Origin of the sequence: Ornithinibacillus scapharcae TW25, assembly GCF_000190475.1 — a bacterium.
GTDB lineage: Bacteria > Bacillota > Bacilli > Bacillales > Amphibacillaceae > Ornithinibacillus > Ornithinibacillus scapharcae.
In genome coordinates this window covers 82,849-100,723 of sequence record NZ_AEWH01000046.1, presented here as the reverse complement: position 1 = coordinate 100,723, position 17,875 = coordinate 82,849, and the positions used below count along the sequence as shown (strand labels likewise).

17 protein-coding genes are annotated in these 17,875 nt (G+C 37.1%); 16 read left to right on the top strand and 1 reads right to left on the bottom strand.

What is annotated here, in order from left to right; genetic code table 11:
• Positions 1–28 precede the first annotated feature (28 nt).
• Positions 29–295 carry a 30S ribosomal protein S20 gene (rpsT, locus tag G5W_RS0112405; RefSeq protein WP_010097075.1) on the bottom strand — a complete coding sequence of 89 codons (267 nt, stop codon included), beginning with the start codon at positions 293–295 and terminating at the stop codon, positions 29–31.
• A gap of 201 nt (positions 296–496) precedes the next feature.
• Here rpsT and gpr point away from each other — a divergent pair, with 201 nt between their 5' ends.
• The 16 genes from gpr to G5W_RS0112320 all read left to right on the top strand — a co-directional run bounded on the left by gpr (position 497) and on the right by G5W_RS0112320 (position 17,845).
• Complete coding sequence (gpr, locus tag G5W_RS0112400) at positions 497–1,576, top strand: GPR endopeptidase (RefSeq protein WP_050801675.1); 1,080 nt, start codon at positions 497–499, stop codon at positions 1,574–1,576.
• Positions 1,577–1,694: 118 nt separating this feature from the next.
• Positions 1,695–2,858, top strand: coding sequence for a stage II sporulation protein P (spoIIP, locus tag G5W_RS0112395; protein ID WP_010097072.1), 1,164 nt, complete (start codon positions 1,695–1,697; stop codon positions 2,856–2,858).
• Between the two features lie 14 nt (positions 2,859–2,872).
• Positions 2,873–3,205, top strand: coding sequence for a hypothetical protein (locus tag G5W_RS0112390; protein ID WP_010097071.1), 333 nt, complete (start codon positions 2,873–2,875; stop codon positions 3,203–3,205).
• 193 nt (positions 3,206–3,398) lie between these two features.
• On the top strand, positions 3,399–5,207 hold the full coding sequence (gene lepA, locus G5W_RS0112385; RefSeq protein ID WP_010097070.1) for a translation elongation factor 4: 1,809 nt from the start codon (positions 3,399–3,401) through the stop codon (positions 5,205–5,207).
• Between the two features lie 214 nt (positions 5,208–5,421).
• Complete coding sequence (hemW, locus tag G5W_RS0112380) at positions 5,422–6,591, top strand: radical SAM family heme chaperone HemW (RefSeq protein ID WP_010097068.1); 1,170 nt, start codon at positions 5,422–5,424, stop codon at positions 6,589–6,591.
• Between the two features lie 66 nt (positions 6,592–6,657).
• A complete protein-coding gene (gene hrcA / locus G5W_RS0112375) occupies positions 6,658–7,689 on the top strand; it encodes a heat-inducible transcriptional repressor HrcA (RefSeq protein WP_010097066.1) in 1,032 nt (343 codons plus the stop codon).
• Positions 7,690–7,707: 18 nt separating this feature from the next.
• Positions 7,708–8,280: a nucleotide exchange factor GrpE gene (grpE, locus tag G5W_RS0112370; protein WP_010097064.1), complete on the top strand. Its 573-nt coding sequence runs from the start codon at positions 7,708–7,710 to the stop codon at positions 8,278–8,280.
• Between the two features lie 29 nt (positions 8,281–8,309).
• Complete coding sequence (gene dnaK / locus G5W_RS0112365) at positions 8,310–10,139, top strand: molecular chaperone DnaK (protein WP_010097063.1); 1,830 nt, start codon at positions 8,310–8,312, stop codon at positions 10,137–10,139.
• A gap of 266 nt (positions 10,140–10,405) precedes the next feature.
• Positions 10,406–11,533, top strand: coding sequence for a molecular chaperone DnaJ (dnaJ, locus tag G5W_RS0112360; RefSeq protein WP_010097062.1), 1,128 nt, complete (start codon positions 10,406–10,408; stop codon positions 11,531–11,533).
• Positions 11,534–11,609: 76 nt separating this feature from the next.
• Positions 11,610–12,548, top strand: a complete 939-nt coding sequence (gene prmA / locus G5W_RS0112355; protein WP_010097061.1) for a 50S ribosomal protein L11 methyltransferase — start codon at positions 11,610–11,612, stop codon at positions 12,546–12,548.
• Between the two features lie 10 nt (positions 12,549–12,558).
• Positions 12,559–13,329, top strand: coding sequence for a 16S rRNA (uracil(1498)-N(3))-methyltransferase (locus G5W_RS0112350; protein WP_010097059.1), 771 nt, complete (start codon positions 12,559–12,561; stop codon positions 13,327–13,329).
• Positions 13,317–14,672, top strand: a complete 1,356-nt coding sequence (gene mtaB, locus G5W_RS0112345; RefSeq protein WP_010097057.1) for a tRNA (N(6)-L-threonylcarbamoyladenosine(37)-C(2))-methylthiotransferase MtaB — start codon at positions 13,317–13,319, stop codon at positions 14,670–14,672. Before G5W_RS0112350 ends, mtaB begins: the two co-directional genes overlap by 13 nt.
• Before the next feature lie 120 nt (positions 14,673–14,792).
• Entirely contained in the window at positions 14,793–15,464 is a 672-nt protein-coding gene (gene deoC, locus G5W_RS0112340; protein WP_010097055.1) for a deoxyribose-phosphate aldolase, read from the top strand.
• 139 nt (positions 15,465–15,603) lie between these two features.
• Positions 15,604–15,780, top strand: a complete 177-nt coding sequence (rpsU, locus tag G5W_RS0112335) for a 30S ribosomal protein S21 (RefSeq protein ID WP_010097053.1) — start codon at positions 15,604–15,606, stop codon at positions 15,778–15,780.
• A gap of 15 nt (positions 15,781–15,795) precedes the next feature.
• On the top strand, positions 15,796–16,242 hold the full coding sequence (locus G5W_RS0112330; RefSeq protein WP_010097051.1) for a GatB/YqeY domain-containing protein: 447 nt from the start codon (positions 15,796–15,798) through the stop codon (positions 16,240–16,242).
• Positions 16,243–16,510: 268 nt separating this feature from the next.
• The gene (locus tag G5W_RS0112320; RefSeq protein ID WP_010097047.1) at positions 16,511–17,845 is read left to right on the top strand and encodes an NfeD family protein; all 1,335 of its coding nucleotides are present in this window, start codon (positions 16,511–16,513) and stop codon (positions 17,843–17,845) included.
• Positions 17,846–17,875: the final 30 nt, after the last annotated feature.

The window sequence follows — 17,875 nt, the reverse complement described above, 5'->3', positions numbered from 1 at the left end:
CGTTTTTTTTATTTGGCAGTGTAAAAACTTATGCACCTAGACCGTTAACCTTTTTCGTTAGACGAGCTTTTTGACGGTTACCAGCATTTTTATGGATAAGTCCTTTTTGTACTGCTTTATCAATCTTCTTAATTGTTGTAGTTAATGCAGTTTTAGCATTTTCAACATCGTTTGCTTCAACAAATTTTTCTAGTGATTTTATTTGCGAACGCATTTCAGATTTGTCAGATTGGTTTTGTACGCGTTTCTTATTGTTTACATCAACACGTTTAATTGCGGATTTAATGTTAGCCATTATTTCACCTCCTAGGAACAAAAACGTTCATACCTCGAACAGATGATATTTTACCAAAGATGGAGCTTGTTTTCAATAACAATATATTTATATCCTATTTTAACTAGTATGATTTTAGCGAAAATGTGAAGGATAATTTTATATGGTGTGTATTTACACAAGGATGGAAAGGATGCGATTTTCTTGGAAACGAACGAAAATATGTTTCAAGTTCGTACTGACTTAGCTATTGAAGCAAAGGATATGTATGTAGAAAAAGAGACCCAAGCTGAAGAACAGATAAAAGGTGTTCAACTGAAAGAAAGAGAAGAAAATGGCATAAAAATTTCCTATGTGGATATCGACGAGGAAGGTTCAGGTTTAATTGGAAAAAAACCTGGTTCCTACGTAACGATTTATGCCGATGGAGTGAAAAAGCAAGATACAAAAAGCCAGGAACATGCTGCCAAAATATTAGCAAGAGAATTAGAAAATCTACTCGAGAAAAACAATATTCCAAAAGATGGTACTGGGTTGGTAGTTGGTTTGGGTAACTGGAATGTAACACCGGATGCGTTAGGACCGATGACAGTGGAAAAGGTATTAGTCACAAGCCATTTATTTAAACTAGAGCATCAATCCGTTTCAGAAGGATATCGACCAGTAGGTGCGGTAACGCCAGGTGTAATGGGAGTTACAGGTATTGAGACAAGTAATATTATTTTTGGGATAGTGGAGAAGTTTCAACCAGACTTTGTCATTGCGATAGATGCATTAGCATCTAGATCTATTGAGAGAGTTAATGAGACCATTCAGCTATCGGACTCGGGAATTCATCCAGGATCTGGAGTAGGGAATAAACGAAAAGAACTTAGTAAAGAAACGCTAGGTGTGCCGGTTCTGGCAATAGGTGTTCCCACAGTAGTGGATGCTGTGACAATTACGAGTGACACAATTGACTATATCTTAAAACATTTTGGAAGAGAATGGCGAGAAAAGGACCGACCATCAAAGTCGTTAGCACCTGCCAGCTTATCTTTTGGTGGAAAGAAATTTACAGAAGAGGATCTTCCTGATCAAGAGAAGAGGCAGACGTTTATGGGAATAGTCGGGAATCTATCAGATGAAGAAAAAAGAAAGCTGATATCTGAAGTGTTAACCCCAACTGGTTACAACATGATGGTTACACCGAAAGAAGTCGACGGTTTTATGATAGATATGTCACATCTAATTGCAAATGGTATAAATGCAGCATTACATGAAGCGGTTGATGTAGATAATTTTGCATCGTATTCCAGGTGAATTGTTTTAGTAACAGGAATGAATCTAGTAAAAGTTGTGAAAAATAGAGAATAACGGTTCTACCTTCTAAAGATTCGTCATAGATTTTAGTAAACATGAACTTGGAAGGTGGAACATAATGCTTGATGATAATAATAGAAATCGACAGGCTTTTTTATATGTGAAGAAAAGCATTCTATATGTTAGCAGTGTTCTAGTATTGTTTAGTCTTATTGGGTTATTTACATCCATTTCACCAGCTCTACGTTTGTCATCTCACACACTTACAGATTGGACAAACGAAATCGAAAGTTCTACTTTTATGTATTTATTAGGTATGGAAAATAGAGCTTTCAAAGAAGCGATCCCGCCTGATTCCGAGATTCCGGATATTTCTTCGGCTCTCTTTCAAGTAGCTACAAGTATCAAACCAGATGATCCTCGAAGTTTGTTAGGAAATGAATTACCAGGTTTTTCGATATTTGATAGTAAGATATTCATAGCGGGAGAAGGAACAGATTATACGAATCTACCCGTTGAGTCCTCTCCTCCACTTAAGGAAGTGTTAAAGGATAGGGAAGCGGTAGTAGAGGAAGAAATAGACCCAATTGAATCCAACGAGCAACCAAATGATTCCTTAACAACAGGTGATAAGAACGTTGTATTTATTTATAATACTCATAACTATGAATCTTTTCTACCACATCTACCTGACGTAACCAATCCTGATTTAGCTCAACATAGTGAGGTAAACGTAACGAATGTTAGTGATCGATTAGCACAAGGGTTACGAAATAATGGAATTGGCACTACGGTTGACAAAACAGATACGATGCAAATTTTGAATGAAAAAGGCTTGGATTATCCACATTCCTATGCAGCGATACGTGAAAATGTCCAAGAAGCCTTTGCGACTAATAAAGATATACAATATGTCATTGACATCCATCGGGATAGTCTTCGTAGAGATGCAACTACAATCGACATTAATGGTGTCTCCTATGCAAGGGTTGCCTTTGTTATCGGTGGAGAACATAAAGGATATGAAAAAAATCTGGAACTTGCATCCAAGCTGTATAAACTAATGCAAGAAAAATACCCAGGGCTTAGCAGGGGGGTATTACCTCCAAAGAAAGGGCCAGGTACAAACGGGGTATTCAATCAAGACCTACATGAGAATGCTCTTCTGATTGAAATCGGAGGAGTAGATAATAATATGGAAGAGCTATACCGAACAGCTGATGCTTTAGCTGAAGTGTTTAGTGAGTTTTATTGGGAAGCGGAGAAAGTAAATTCGGATTAAAGGAGGTTGTTCTAGTGTCTAAATTTATATCTGTTGTATTGTTACTTGTCATATGTTTTCTTGTAGGAGCAATCGTGGGCATGGAACATAATCCTCAAACGATTCTTGCCAATGAAACGGAAACGAAGACGCAATCTGTTGAATCTGATGAAAAGATTCAAGAAACAGTAGCTAAAGACTCTAGTGAAGTGGAGATAGTGAATGAAGATGCTGTAGCTCAGGAGATTGCTAATTCAAATGATGAACATCTTAGTCAAAAGACAGCATCCTTTTTGGAAGGAATGGTGCAAGGCTTCTATGATTTAGTTGTCGAAGTTCTCTACCAACTATCACAAGTGTTTTTCTAATGTGTACAATTGGGTCACTACTGATTATGGTGGTGGCTCTTTCTTTATTTCTTATTTACTAGCAACTCTTTCTTGAAACTCAGTGTGTCAATTGCTATAATCATCCTAGCAATTAAACGAATTTATATACATAGTTAGAATTAAATTTGTTCTTTTACTGTTTATGGTAAAGGATTAGGAGTGAACCGCACGAATGGCTAGAAAACAAGATAATGTACGTAATTTTTCTATTATTGCTCATATTGACCACGGGAAATCAACATTAGCAGACCGAATATTAGAGAATACCCAAACGGTATCAAAGCGTGAAATGAAGGAGCAATTGCTTGATGCAATGGACTTGGAAAGAGAACGTGGAATAACAATCAAATTAAATGCTGTACAGTTACACTATAAAAGCAAAAGTGGAGAAGACTTTACATTCCATTTAATTGATACGCCAGGACACGTCGATTTTACATATGAGGTTTCTAGAAGTTTAGCTGCATGTGAAGGGGCAATTCTTGTAGTAGATGCCGCTCAAGGTATTGAGGCGCAGACTTTAGCAAACTTATATCTTGCACTGGATAATGATTTGGAAATTATCCCGGTTATTAATAAAATTGATTTACCGAGTGCAGATCCTGATCGAGTAAAGAAAGAACTAGAAGACTTGCTTGGTATTGACCCGGATGATGTTATACTTGCTTCTGCTAAAGCAAATATTGGTATAGAAGATATTCTGGAGAGAATTACTGAAGCTGTTCCACCACCTGCTGGAGATCCAGAAGAACCACTAAAAGCATTAATATTTGACTCGTTATACGATTCTTATCGTGGAGTAGTAGCATATGTTTGTATTAAAGAGGGTTCTGTTAAAGTCGGGGACCGTATCCAAATGATGGCTACTGGTAAAGAGTTCGAAGTCAATGAAGTAGGTGTGTTTACACCGAAACAACTTCCACTAAAGGAATTGAACGTAGGGGATGTTGGATATATTACAGCGTCCATTAAAAATGTAGGAGATACGACAGTTGGGGATACGATTACGCTGGCAAATAACCCAGCAAAAGAGCCTTTACCTGGATATAGACGTCTTAATCCAATGGTCTTTTGTGGACTCTATCCTGTAGACTCCAACAAGTATAATGATTTACGTGAAGCATTAGAGCGTTTGGAGTTAAATGATTCTGCATTGCAATATGAAGCAGAAACGTCTCAAGCATTAGGATTTGGTTTCCGTTGTGGTTTTCTGGGTCTACTCCATATGGAAATTATTCAGGAACGAATCGAGCGTGAATTCAAAATTGACCTAATTACGACAGCGCCGAGTGTTGTTTATGAAGTAGAGCAAACAGATGGCGAATTAATTACGATTGATAATCCGTCGATGATGCCAGATCCACAAAAAATTCAAGAAATTAGAGAACCATATGTAAAAGCGACTATCATGGTACCAAACGACTATGTAGGAGCAGTAATGGAAATTGCTCAGAAAAAGCGGGGGCAATTTATTGATATGGAGTATCTAGATGATATTCGAGTTAATGTTATCTATCATATTCCACTATCTGAAATCGTATACGATTTCTTTGATCAGCTAAAATCGAATACAAAAGGTTATGCCTCATTTGACTATGAATTAATAGGGTACCAACCATCTAAATTAGTTAAGATGGATATTCTGTTAAATAGTGATACGATTGATGCATTATCGTTTATTGTTCATAAAGACTTTGCTTATGATCGAGGAAAACAAATAGTGGAAAAACTAAAGGAACTCATTCCAAGACAGCAATTTGAAGTGCCTGTTCAGGCAGCCATCGGGAATAAAATTGTCGCTAGATCAACCATAAAAGCCATGCGTAAAAACGTATTAGCAAAATGTTATGGTGGAGACATTTCCCGTAAGCGTAAATTACTAGAGAAGCAAAAAGAAGGTAAAAAGCGAATGAAGATGGTTGGTTCAGTCGAAGTTCCACAAGAAGCGTTCATGGCTGTGTTAAAAATGGATGATGAATAAGAAAGAAAAGTGGAAGAACTTTTTTGAAGTTTTTCCTTTTCTTTTTTTAGTCAGTTTGGAAAGTACAAAAATCTTTCTTGCCTGCTTAAGAAAAACTAGCACGATTGAAAAGAACGAGAGAATGCGAGTTCTTCTGAGAGCCCGAAACATCTGTTAGGAATAAATGTGAAAAAACTTGAGTTGTTAACCCATATTAGTTAGGAGATAAATCCATATGATTCAATCAGTATATATCCATATACCATTTTGTCAGCATATATGTCATTATTGTGATTTCACTAAGATCTTCTATGATGAACAAATGGCAACGGATTATTTAGATGCATTGGCAAACGAAATTAATACGCAGGTTCTAGGTGAGAAAAATCCTGTAAAGACAATATTTATTGGAGGCGGCACACCTACAGCGCTGACCACGTCTCAGCTAAGAACTTTACTATCGTTCATTGAGAAGAAATTTGATGTGTATAATTGTGAGGAATATACCATCGAGGCGAATCCAGGCGATTTTGATGAAGAGAAGGCGAAGTTATTAAAAGACTTCGGGATAAATCGAGTTTCTTTAGGGGTTCAAGTTTTTGACGATGTGATGTTAAAAGAACTAGGTCGTGCACATCGAGTAAAAGATGTATACAAAACTGTTGAATTACTACAAAAGTATGGTATTACGAATATCAGCTTGGACTTAATCTATTCTCTACCACACCAAACCGCCGAACATTTCGGGCGTACAGTAACAGAAGCCTTATCGTTCGGGCTTCCACATTATTCGGCTTATTCTTTACAGATAGAGCCAAAGACCATTTTCTATAATCGACATAAAAAAGGGCAGTTACATCGTCCACAACAAGAAGAAGAAGTTAGCATGTATGAAATTCTTAAACAGAAAATGAAACAAAGTGGTCTGAATCAGTATGAAATAAGTAATTTTGCGAAGTCGGGATATGAGAGTAAGCATAATTTAACATACTGGAATAATGATTACTACTGGGGATTTGGAGCTGGGGCTAGTGGCTATCTTCCAGGGAAACGTACACTTAATATACGACCAATCCCAGCTTATATCAAGCAAGCGAAAGAAGATGGAAAGCCGTTATTAAAAGTAGAGTCAATTGGATTAAAAGAACGAATTGAGGAAGAATTATTCTTAGGATTGCGAAAGTTAGAGGGAATTAATAAAGTAGATTTCCAAACTAAATTTGGTTTTTCGCATGAAGTATTATTTAAAGACGAGATTGCGCATCTTGTACAAAAAGGTTGGTTAATAGAAGACAAAGAAACGTTACATCTATCGGAACATGGGGTTCTGTTCGGTAATGACGTATTTGAGTACTTTTTGTTAGAAGATGAGGATTTAGAGGCAATAGCATTGACAAAAAAATAAGGATTTGATAATTTATTAGTATAATTAGCACTCGACATTCGAGAGTGCTAACAGGGGTGATCATTAATGTTAACAGACAGACAACTTTTGATATTGCAAGTTATTATTGATGATTTCATTGAGTCTGCTCACCCGGTTGGATCACGAGCTATATCAAAGAAAGATGAGATAAACTTTAGTGCGGCCACAATACGAAATGTAATGGCGGACCTGGAAGAAATGGGGTATTTAGTGAAAACTCATTCCTCTTCAGGACGTGTTCCTTCTGAAAAGGGATACCGTTACTATGTAGACCATGTGATAGGCCCGACAATTGATAATAGGAATCTCAATATTATGAAAGACCTTATCCATGGGGAGTTTATTGAATTTGAGAAGCTTGTACAAAAGTCGGCTGAGGTGTTGTCGGATTTAACAAATTATACATCCATCATCTTAGGTCCAGAAGTTTTTGAAACGAAAGTAAAGCAACTACAAATTGTAACACTAACCGATCACTCTGCTGTTGCGATTTTAGTGACTGATACAGGTCATGTCGAACACCGCTCATTTACGATACCGGCTGAAATAAGCCCGTCCGATCTAGAGAAAATAGTCAATATTTTAAATGAGCGATTAAAAGGTGTCTCACTTGCAAGACTGCCAGAGTTATTGACGACAGAGGTTGTATCATTAATGAGAAAATATGTGCAGGATTTTGAAAAGTCTTTTAATTATCTTCAATCAGCTTTCTTTCAAGAGCAACCTGTTAAACTCTACTTTGGAGGCAAGACCAATCTCTTAAATCAGCCTGAGTTTACGGATGTTAATAAGATTCGCTCCTTCTATCAAATGATGGAAAACGAGGACCAAGTGGTGAATTTATTAAAAACTTCACAACATGGTATTAAAGTAACAATAGGAAATGAGAATAAAATTGAAGAAATAAAGGATTTTAGTTTGATTACTGCATCCTATCAATTTGGTAGTGAAAAAATGGGTACTATAGCTTTAATTGGACCTACCAGAATGGAATATCGAAAAGTAATTACGTTGTTGAATGCATTATCAAATGAAATGACAGATGCGTTGTATTTATGGTATAAAAACAACGGATAGAAGTTGGAGGTGCTTGGAATGGAAGAGAAAGATGTAACAGAATCAGTTGAAACAGTCGAGGAGCAAGAACAGGAAATGGATGCTACTTCAGAAACAGAAGATCAAGATGAACTTTCTTCTGCACCAAAAGAAATAGAAAAACTAACGGAAGAAATGAACAGCCTTCAAGCAGAAAAAGAGGAATTGTATCAACGACTTCTTAGAACACAGGCAGAGTTTGATAATTATAAAAAACGCTCCGTAAAGGAGAGAGAAGCAGATCGTGTTTATAAAGCACAAGATTTAGCAACAGAACTTTTACCTGCAATTGATAACTTTGAACGTGCATTACAAGTTGAAGTCACAGATACTAATAAAAGTATTTTAGATGGAATTTCAATGGTGTACAGACAGCTTATTGATGCAATGAAATCACAGGGTATAGAACCAATAGAGGCAGTTGGGAAAGAATTCGACCCAAATCTACATCAAGCTGTAATGCAGGTTGAGGATGAAACAGCTGAATCTAATATTGTGTTAGAAGAATTGCAAAAAGGATATGTCATAAAAGATAGAGTTATCCGACCAGCAATGGTTAAAGTGAATAAATAAGTAGCTATGAATCAAGGAGGAAATTTTATATGGGTAAAATTATCGGAATCGATTTAGGAACAACGAATTCATGTGTTGCAGTTATGGAAGGTGGGGAAGCGGTTGTAATTCCGAATCCAGAAGGAAACCGTACCACTCCATCAGCTGTCGCATTTAAAAATGGAGAAAGACAAGTAGGGGAAGTGGCGAAGCGCCAAGCAATTACGAACCCGAATACAATTCTATCTGTTAAACGTCATATGGGAACAGATTATAAAGTAGAGGCAGAAGGTAAAGATTATACACCACAAGAAATCTCTGCAATTATTCTACAACACTTAAAATCATATGCTGAGGATTATATCGGAGAAAAAGTTGATAAAGCTGTTATTACAGTACCTGCTTACTTTAATGATGCTGAACGTCAAGCAACAAAAGATGCGGGTCGTATTGCAGGTTTGGAAGTAGAACGTATTATTAATGAACCAACCGCTGCGGCGTTAGCATACGGTATCGAAAAAGCTGAACAAGATCAAACAATCCTTGTATATGACCTTGGTGGAGGAACATTTGACGTATCTATCCTTGATATTGGGGACGGTACTTTTGAGGTTATTGCAACTGCTGGGGACAATCGTCTTGGTGGGGATGACTTTGATGAAGTTATCATCGATTACTTAGTTCAAGAATTTAAGAAGGAAAATGGCATTGATTTATCCTTAGATAAAATGGCAATGCAACGTCTGAAAGATGCTGCTGAAAAAGCGAAAAAAGACCTTTCGGGTGTAACACAAACGCAAATTTCCTTACCGTTTATTACAGCTGGAGAAGCGGGACCATTACACTTAGAAATGAATCTAACACGAGCTAAATTTGAAGAGTTATCTGCAGATTTAGTAGAACGTACCATGATTCCTACACGTAAAGCATTACGTGATGCTGATCTAACTGCTAGTGATATTGATAAAGTTATCTTAGTAGGAGGATCTACTCGTATTCCTGCAGTTCAAGAAGCTATTAAACGTGAAACGGGTAAAGAACCATCAAAAGGTGTAAACCCTGATGAAGTAGTTGCACTTGGTGCTGCTATTCAAGGTGGAGTTCTTCAAGGGGATGTCAAAGATGTTGTATTACTTGACGTAACACCACTTTCACTAGGTATTGAAACAATGGGTGGCGTATTTACGAAATTAATCGAACGAAATACGACTATTCCTACTAGCCATTCTCAAGTTTTCTCAACTGCTGCTGATAACCAAACAGCTGTAGATATCCATGTTTTACAAGGGGAACGTGAAATGGCTGCTGATAATAAAACACTTGGAAGATTCCAATTAACGGATATCCCGCCAGCACCAAGAGGAATTCCACAAATTGAAGTTTCCTTTGATATTGATGCAAACGGAATTGTTAATGTTCGTGCGAAAGACATGGGCACTAATAAAGAACAATCCATCACAATTAAATCATCTTCAGGTCTTTCTGATGAAGAAGTAGAACGCATGGTTCGAGAAGCGGAGGAAAATGCGGATGCTGATAAGAAACGTCGTGAAGAAGTAGATTTACGTAATGAAGCAGATCAACTAATTTTCACAACAGAAAAGACTCTGAAAGATTTGGCAGAAAAGGTTTCTGATGATGAAAAACAGAAAGCAGAAACTGCTAAAGATGAGTTGAAAAAGGCGTTAGAAGGTAATGACATCGAGCAAATCAAAGTGAAAAAAGATGCATTACAAGAACAAGTTCAACAATTATCTGTAAAACTATATGAGCAAATGGCTCAAGAAAATCAACAGGCTCAAGAACAAGACGGTAATAACACAGCTGATGATGTTGTGGATGCAGATTATCAAGAAGTAGACGACGAAGATAAGAAATAAGTGAATAGAGTTCTAATAAAAGTCAAAGTCAGGACCTCCTTGGCTTTGACTTTTTTGGCAGATAAGAAAGTATAAAATTCTTTCTCACCTGCATAAGAAAAACTAGCTCATTCGCAAAATGCAATCGGTTGTGAGTTTTTTACGTTGAATAGGAACCTTGAATTAAAGAAAAAGCTCATGAATTTGGGCTATAACCATTTGCCAGTAGAATGTTATTAATGTTATGATTTACTTTATGTGAAAGTGATTCGGGAGAGTGATACACAGTGTCAAAACGAGATTATTACGAAGTCTTAGGTGTCGAAAAAAGTGCATCTAAAGAAGAAATAAAAAAATCATATCGGAAGCTAGCTCGACAATACCATCCTGATGTAAATAAAGAGCCAGATGCTGCTGAAAAGTTTAAAGAAGTGAAGGAAGCTTATGAAACACTATCAAATGATCAAAAACGTGCTCAGTACGATCAATTTGGGCATGCAGGGATGAATGGTGGTCAAGGTTTTGGTGGCTTCAGTGGTGCTCAAGACTTTGGTGGGTTTGGTGATATATTTGACATGTTCTTTGGTGGCGGTGGTAGAAGAAGAGATCCGAATGCGCCACAACAAGGAGCAGATTTACAATATACAATGGTACTAGACTTTGAAGAGGCTATCTTTGGTAAGGAAACAGACATTGTTATACCAAAAGAAGAAGAGTGTCAAACGTGTCATGGTTCAGGTGCAAAGCCTGGTACAAAACCAACTACTTGTTCCCATTGTAATGGTAGTGGACAATTAAACACAGAGCAAAACACACCTTTTGGTAGAGTTGTGAATCGAAGAGCATGTCATCATTGTAGTGGTACTGGAAAGATTATTGCGGAGAAGTGTACTACTTGTACTGGAAAAGGTACGGTGAAAAAGAATAAAAAAATTCATATTAACATTCCTGCCGGTATTGATGAAGGGCAACAAATCCGTGTAGCTGGTAAAGGGGAGCCAGGTAAAAACGGAGGACCAGCTGGTGACTTGTATGTTGTGATACAAGTAAGAAAACATGACTTTTTCATGCGTGAAGGAGACAATATTTTCTGTGAGTTACCTTTAACATTTACCCAGGCTGCACTTGGTGATGAGGTAGAGGTGCCAACCGTTCATGGGAAAGTGAAACTAAAAATACCTGCTGGTACACAAACAGGTAAAACATTCCGTTTAAAAGGAAAAGGAGCACCAAATGTAAGAGGATATGGTCAAGGTGACCAACATATCAAAGTACGAGTAGTCACACCGACTAAATTATCAGAACGTCAGAAGGACCTATTACGAGAGTTCAATGAAATAGCTGGAAATAACTCGATAGAAGAACAAGATGATTCACTTTTCCAACGGTTTAAAAGAGCTTTTAAAGGGGATTAATTCTATCCCCATTTACATAATGTGTTTCAATTAGATTGAAGTACATCAATACAATTAGGAAAAGAGTGAGATTCGTTTGAAATGGTCAGAAATATGTATCCATACAACAAATGAAGCGATCGAACCAATTTCGAATATTTTACATGAAAATGGTGCTAGTGGAGTTGTTATTGAAGACCCTGTTGATTTAACCATTGATCGGGAGAATGTATTTGGCGAAATATATGAACTAAACGAAAATGACTATCCTGAAGAAGGCGTATATATCAAGGCCTATCTTCCTTTTAATAGTTTTTTAGGAGAAACGGTTGAAGAAATTAAGCAGTCCATCAATAATCTTATCACGTTTGATATTGATCTAGGTCCAAATCAAGTTACCTTAAGTGAAGTCAATGAGGAAGATTGGGCGACTGCTTGGAAAAAATATTATAAACCTGTTAAAGTATCCGAAAAGATTACAATAACCCCTACATGGGAAGACTATACACAAAAATCATCTAATGAAATTGTGATAGAGTTAGATCCAGGTATGGCATTTGGAACTGGTACTCATCCAACTACTGTGTTAACTCTACAAGCTTTAGAAAAGTATATAAAGGGTAATGAAACAGTTATTGATGTTGGATGTGGTTCAGGTGTACTTAGTATTGCATCTGCACTTCTTGGAGCAAAGGATATTTATGCATATGATTTAGATGAAGTAGCGGTTAAGAGCACCGAGTTAAACATAAAAGTGAATAAAGTCCAGGATGCTGTTAAGGTGAAACAAAATAATCTCATGTCGAACGTATCGATAAAAGCAGATATTGTTGTTTCCAACATCTTAGCAGAGATAATTGTACGATTTATCGATGATGCATGGACAAACCTTGTGGAAGGTGGATATTTTATCACTTCTGGAATTATCCAAACAAAAAAACAAATGGTAATAGAAAAGCTGGAAAATCAAGGTTTTGAAATTATAGAAATTAATGAACTAGAGGATTGGGTTTCTATAATAGCTCTTAAAAAGTAGGTGCTAATTCATGCAGAGATACTTTATTCCAGATGATCAATGGAAGAATAATCGAGTGACCATTACAGGTGACGATGCACACCATATTATTAGAGTAATGCGTATGCAACAAGATGATAGAATCATATGTAATCCGAAAAGCTCTAAAGGAGCCATCTGTAGGATAATTGATATAAAGGATAGTATGGTTATAGCCGAGGTGGAGGAATGGATTGAAAAAGAATCCGAACTACCTGTTTATGTTACAATTGCACAAGGTCTCCCTAAAGGAGACAAAATGGATCTAGTCCTTCAAAAAGGAACGGAGCTAGGTGCTTCAGGGTTTATCCCTTTTCAGGCAGAGCGGTCTGTTGTGAAATGGGATGTCAAGAAAGCAGAAAAAAAAATTACTCGCTTTGCAAAGATTGTGAAGGAAGCAAGTGAGCAATCGCATCGTAATCATTTACCGGAGATTAAACCTGCTATGGATTTACAAGAATTATTGGTTGAAAGTGAATCGTATCAGGTGAAAATCTTTGCTTATGAAGAAGAGGCGAAAACGAATGAATTTCAATCGTTTGCAACCGTAGTAAGTAAGCTTAATATGGGAGATAGGGTGTTGATTTGTGTAGGCCCTGAGGGTGGATTTTCCCCACAGGAGGTCATCACCTTAAAGAAGCACCACTTTATCCCGGTGCGATTTGGTCCTAGAATTCTAAGGACCGAAACGGCTGCTCTATACGGACTTGCGAGTATATCGTATCATATGGAGGAATTGGAGGGGCAATCATGCCAACAGTAGCATTTCATACATTAGGATGTAAAGTGAACCATTATGAAACAGAAGGAATATGGCGTATGTTTATGGATCAAGGATATGATCGTGTAGACTTTGATCATAACTCTGATGTTTATGTTATTAACACTTGTACAGTTACGAATTCTGGAGATAAAAAAAGTAGACAGATTATTAGACGTGCTGTACGGAAAAATCCAGATGCAATTGTTTGTGTTACAGGTTGTTATGCGCAAACTTCACCAGGAGAAATATTAGAAATCCCTGGAGTGGATATAGTTGTCGGTACCCAAGACCGTAAAAACATGATTCAATATATTGAAGAGCATAAGAAGACGAAAGAGCCGATTAATGGTGTGTCCAATATCATGAAAAACCGTGTGTTCGAAGAAATGGATGTACCAGAGTTTACGGATAGAACTCGTGCTTCATTAAAAATCCAAGAGGGTTGTAACAATTTCTGTACTTTTTGTATAATTCCTTGGTCAAGGGGATTACTACGCTCTCGTGACCCGGAAAGTGTTTTAAGTCAAGCGCAAAAATTAGTCGATGCGGGTTATAAAGAGATTGTTCTTACAGGTATACACACAGCTGGGTATGGTGAGGATTTAAATGATTATAACTTTGCCATGCTACTACGTGACCTCGAAACAAAAGTGAATGGACTAGAGAGAATTCGTATTTCGTCGATTGAAGCAAGTCAAATTACAGATGAAGTAATTGAAGTCCTTGATCAGTCGGAAAAAATAGTGCGTCACTTACATATTCCGTTACAATCTGGATCAGATTCAGTACTTAAACGAATGAGAAGAAAATATTCTACTGATTTCTACTATCAAAAAGTAGAAAAAATTAAAAGAGCATTGCCTGATCTAGCCATCACCTCTGATGTAATTGTAGGATTTCCTGGTGAGACTGAAGATGAATTCATGGAAACTTATCGCTTCATCAAAAAAGTTGGCTACTCAGAGTTGCATGTTTTCCCATTCTCCCGTAGAACTGGTACTCCTGCAGCAAGAATGGAAGACCAAGTGGATGAAGAAGTCAAAAATGAACGAGTTCAGCGCATGATTGACTTATCAGAAGAATTAGCTAAAATTTATGCTTCACGTTATGAAAATGAAGTACTTGAAGTCATCCCAGAAGAACGTTCACCGGAAGATGAAAATCCAAATATGTTAGTTGGATATACCGATAATTATTTGAAAGTTAAATTTGAAGGAACTCCAGATATGATTGGAAAAATAGTAAGAGTAAAAATCACAAAATCTGGATACCCATATAATAAAGGTACATTTGTACGAATCATGGATTTCGCTTCTCACGGTAAAATTAAATTAAATGCCTAGTCATACTGACTGGGCATTTTTCAAAGAAGCAATGTCTACACTACATTATAGTTAGCTTTTTCACCAATAAAATGCTATGATACCTAAGAGGTACGTACAACTAAAAAGGGAGTTTTGTTAATGGTAGAAAATTTAGCAAAATATATTGATCACACATTACTAAAGCCGGATACAACAAAAGAAAGCATCTTAGAAATAGTAGCAGAGGCAAAAGAGTTTGAATTTGCATCTGTTTGTGTTAACCCACATTGGGTTTCGTTATGCTATGAACAGTTAAAAGATACGAATGTTAAAGTATGTACGGTTATTGGATTCCCACTAGGAGCAACATCAACGGAGACAAAAATATTTGAAACAAAGCAAGCAATTTCTGATGGGGCTACTGAAGTTGATATGGTCATTAACATTGGGGAACTTAAGGCGGGAAATGATGAATTTGTTAAACAAGATATCCTAGCGGTTGTAGATGCTGCTAAAGGAAAGGCGTTAACAAAGGTTATCATTGAAACATCGTTACTATCTGATGATGAAAAAGTTCGAGCAAGTAAACTAGCGCAAGAGGCAGGAGCTGACTTTGTAAAGACTTCTACAGGCTTCTCTGGCGGTGGTGCAACTATTGAAGATGTTGCTTTAATGCGTAAAACAGTAGGACCTGATATGGGAGTAAAGGCTTCTGGTGGGGTTCGTGATTTAGCAGGTGCTAAAGCAATGATTGAAGCTGGAGCAACTAGAATTGGTGCTAGCTCGGGTGTTGCTATTGTTCAAGGGAACCAAGGTACTTCTGATTATTAATTAGCTAGTCTTCTTAAAAACGGGCTAATAAAAATTATCAGTTGACCGATGTGGTGCAATATATTATAATTACAAAAGGCATGTGACATACATATGCCTTTAGAATCTGTTTTTTTGCTTCGGAGGGAGGGAAATTAGCATGTCAAATACAACTCGCGTTCGTAAAAACGAGTCTCTTGAGGATGCTCTTCGTCGCTTTAAACGTAGTGTTGCAAAAAGTGGGACACTACAAGAATATCGCAAGCGTGAACACTATGAAAAACCTAGCGTTAAGCGTAAAAAGAAATCTGAAGCTGCTAGAAAGCGTAAATACTAAAGAAGGTGCTCGATAATGTCTTTACTCACACGTTTAAATGATGATATGAAGCAGGCAATGAAGAATAAAGACAAAGAAAGACTTAGTGTTATTCGCATGTTGAAAGCTTCTATTCAGAATGAATCGATTAAACTTGGTAAAAGTGATTTGTTAGAAGACGAAGATTTGACTATTTTATCAAGAGAACTGAAACAAAGAAAAGATTCCCTCCAAGAATTTAAATCAGCTGGACGCGAAGATCTTGTTGAAAAACTTGAAATGGAAATCAAAATTATTCAAGAATATATGCCTGCGCAGCTTTCTGATGAAGAGCTAGCGGCAATAGTTCAAGAAACGATTCGAGAAACTGGTGCATCTTCAAAGAAAGATATGGGTAAAGTAATGAGTGCAGTTATGCCTAAGGTTAAAGGAAAGGCTGACGGTGCTGCAATTAATAAACTAGTTCAAGAATTCTTGAATTAATTTATACCCAATGAACAAAACCCTTGCTCTCTTGCAAGGGTTTTTTATTGTTGTTTCCTTTGAAAAAAGTGGAATTATCCAACTGAAATGACATTCCCTCTCTAGAAGTATGTAGTCCCACGAAATTTCCAATTTCCCCACTTATTCCTATCATTCATTCCCATTCCTATGATACTATTTAGGTATATCTACACGTCCTTATAAATTTTTTTGAAACCTTAGTCTTAATTGAATCGTATTATAACTGTACAAAAAGGAGGTGGACTGGTTGCCAGGTAAACGTTTGGCTGTTTATTTTACTATATTTATTGCTTTCATCCTATCCATTTTTCCGCTAAACACGAATAGTGTAATCCATGCCGATAATCAAGGTGGAGGAAAAAGAGTATATATTATCCCGATTGAAGATGATATCGAACGAGGATTAGAGGCTTTTCTTTCAAGAACTACTAAGGAAGCTATAGAAGATGGAGCAGACCATATTATATTTGAAATCAATACACCTGGTGGAAGTGTAGAAGCAGCTGATAATATTGGAACTATCATTGCTAGTCTGGAAGTACCAACCACTTCATTTATTATTAGTCAAGCGTTATCAGCAGGGTCGTATATCGCCTTACATACGGACTCTATTTACATGACTCCACGAGCTACGATGGGTGCCAGTGGTGTTATCAATTCGGATGGAACAGAAGCTGACAAGAAAGCACAATCTGCTTGGCTTAAAGCGATGACGAGTGCAGCAGAGTCTGGTGGAAGAGACCCAATCTATGCTGCGGCGATGGCAGATAAAGATGTCGATCTACCTGATTTAGAGGCACCTAAAGGGAAGTTTTTGACCTTAACTCCTCAGGAAGCTGTAAAGGTAGGGTATTCAGAGGGGATAGTTTCCGATCGTACGGAGCTTTTATATGAATTGGGGCTTTCCAATGCGACAATTATTCAAAATGAGCCGACTCTCGCAGAGAATATTGCTAGATTTATTACAAATCCTATTGTTGTATCTATCCTACTTTCTTTGGCGGGATTAGGATTGGTTGTTGAGCTCTATTCACCTGGATTTGGAGTACCTGGAAGTATCGGACTCATTTCATTGATTCTATTCTTCTATGGTCATGTAGTAGCGGGATTAGCAGGGATGGAAGCTATTATTATCTTATTAATAGGTATCGCATTACTTATTGCGGAATTATTCTTGCCAGGTGGAATACTGGGATTGATAGGTATTGGAGCCATCATAGCTTCCTTATTTATGTCTGGGGCAAATGTTGGTGATATGATGATGAGTGTTTCCATTGCCTTTATTGTCGCGATTATAGTTGCAGTTATTTTATTTAGAAGAATAGGACTTGATAAAGGGATCTTCCGACATGTCATCTTAAAAGAGCGTACCACAACGGAACTTGGTTATGTTTCGAAGGAGAATCGCCTTGATTTGATAGGTAAAGAAGGTGTAGCTGTTACTGGTTTAAGACCATCTGGAGTTGCATTAATTGATAATGAACGAGTGGATGTTGTAACAGAAGGTAGCTTTATCCAAGTGAATACGAAACTGAAAGTTGTAAAAGTTGAGGGAGTTCGTGTAGTGGTAAGAGAATTATAAGGTTTTTTAAAACCTATAATATATAAATTA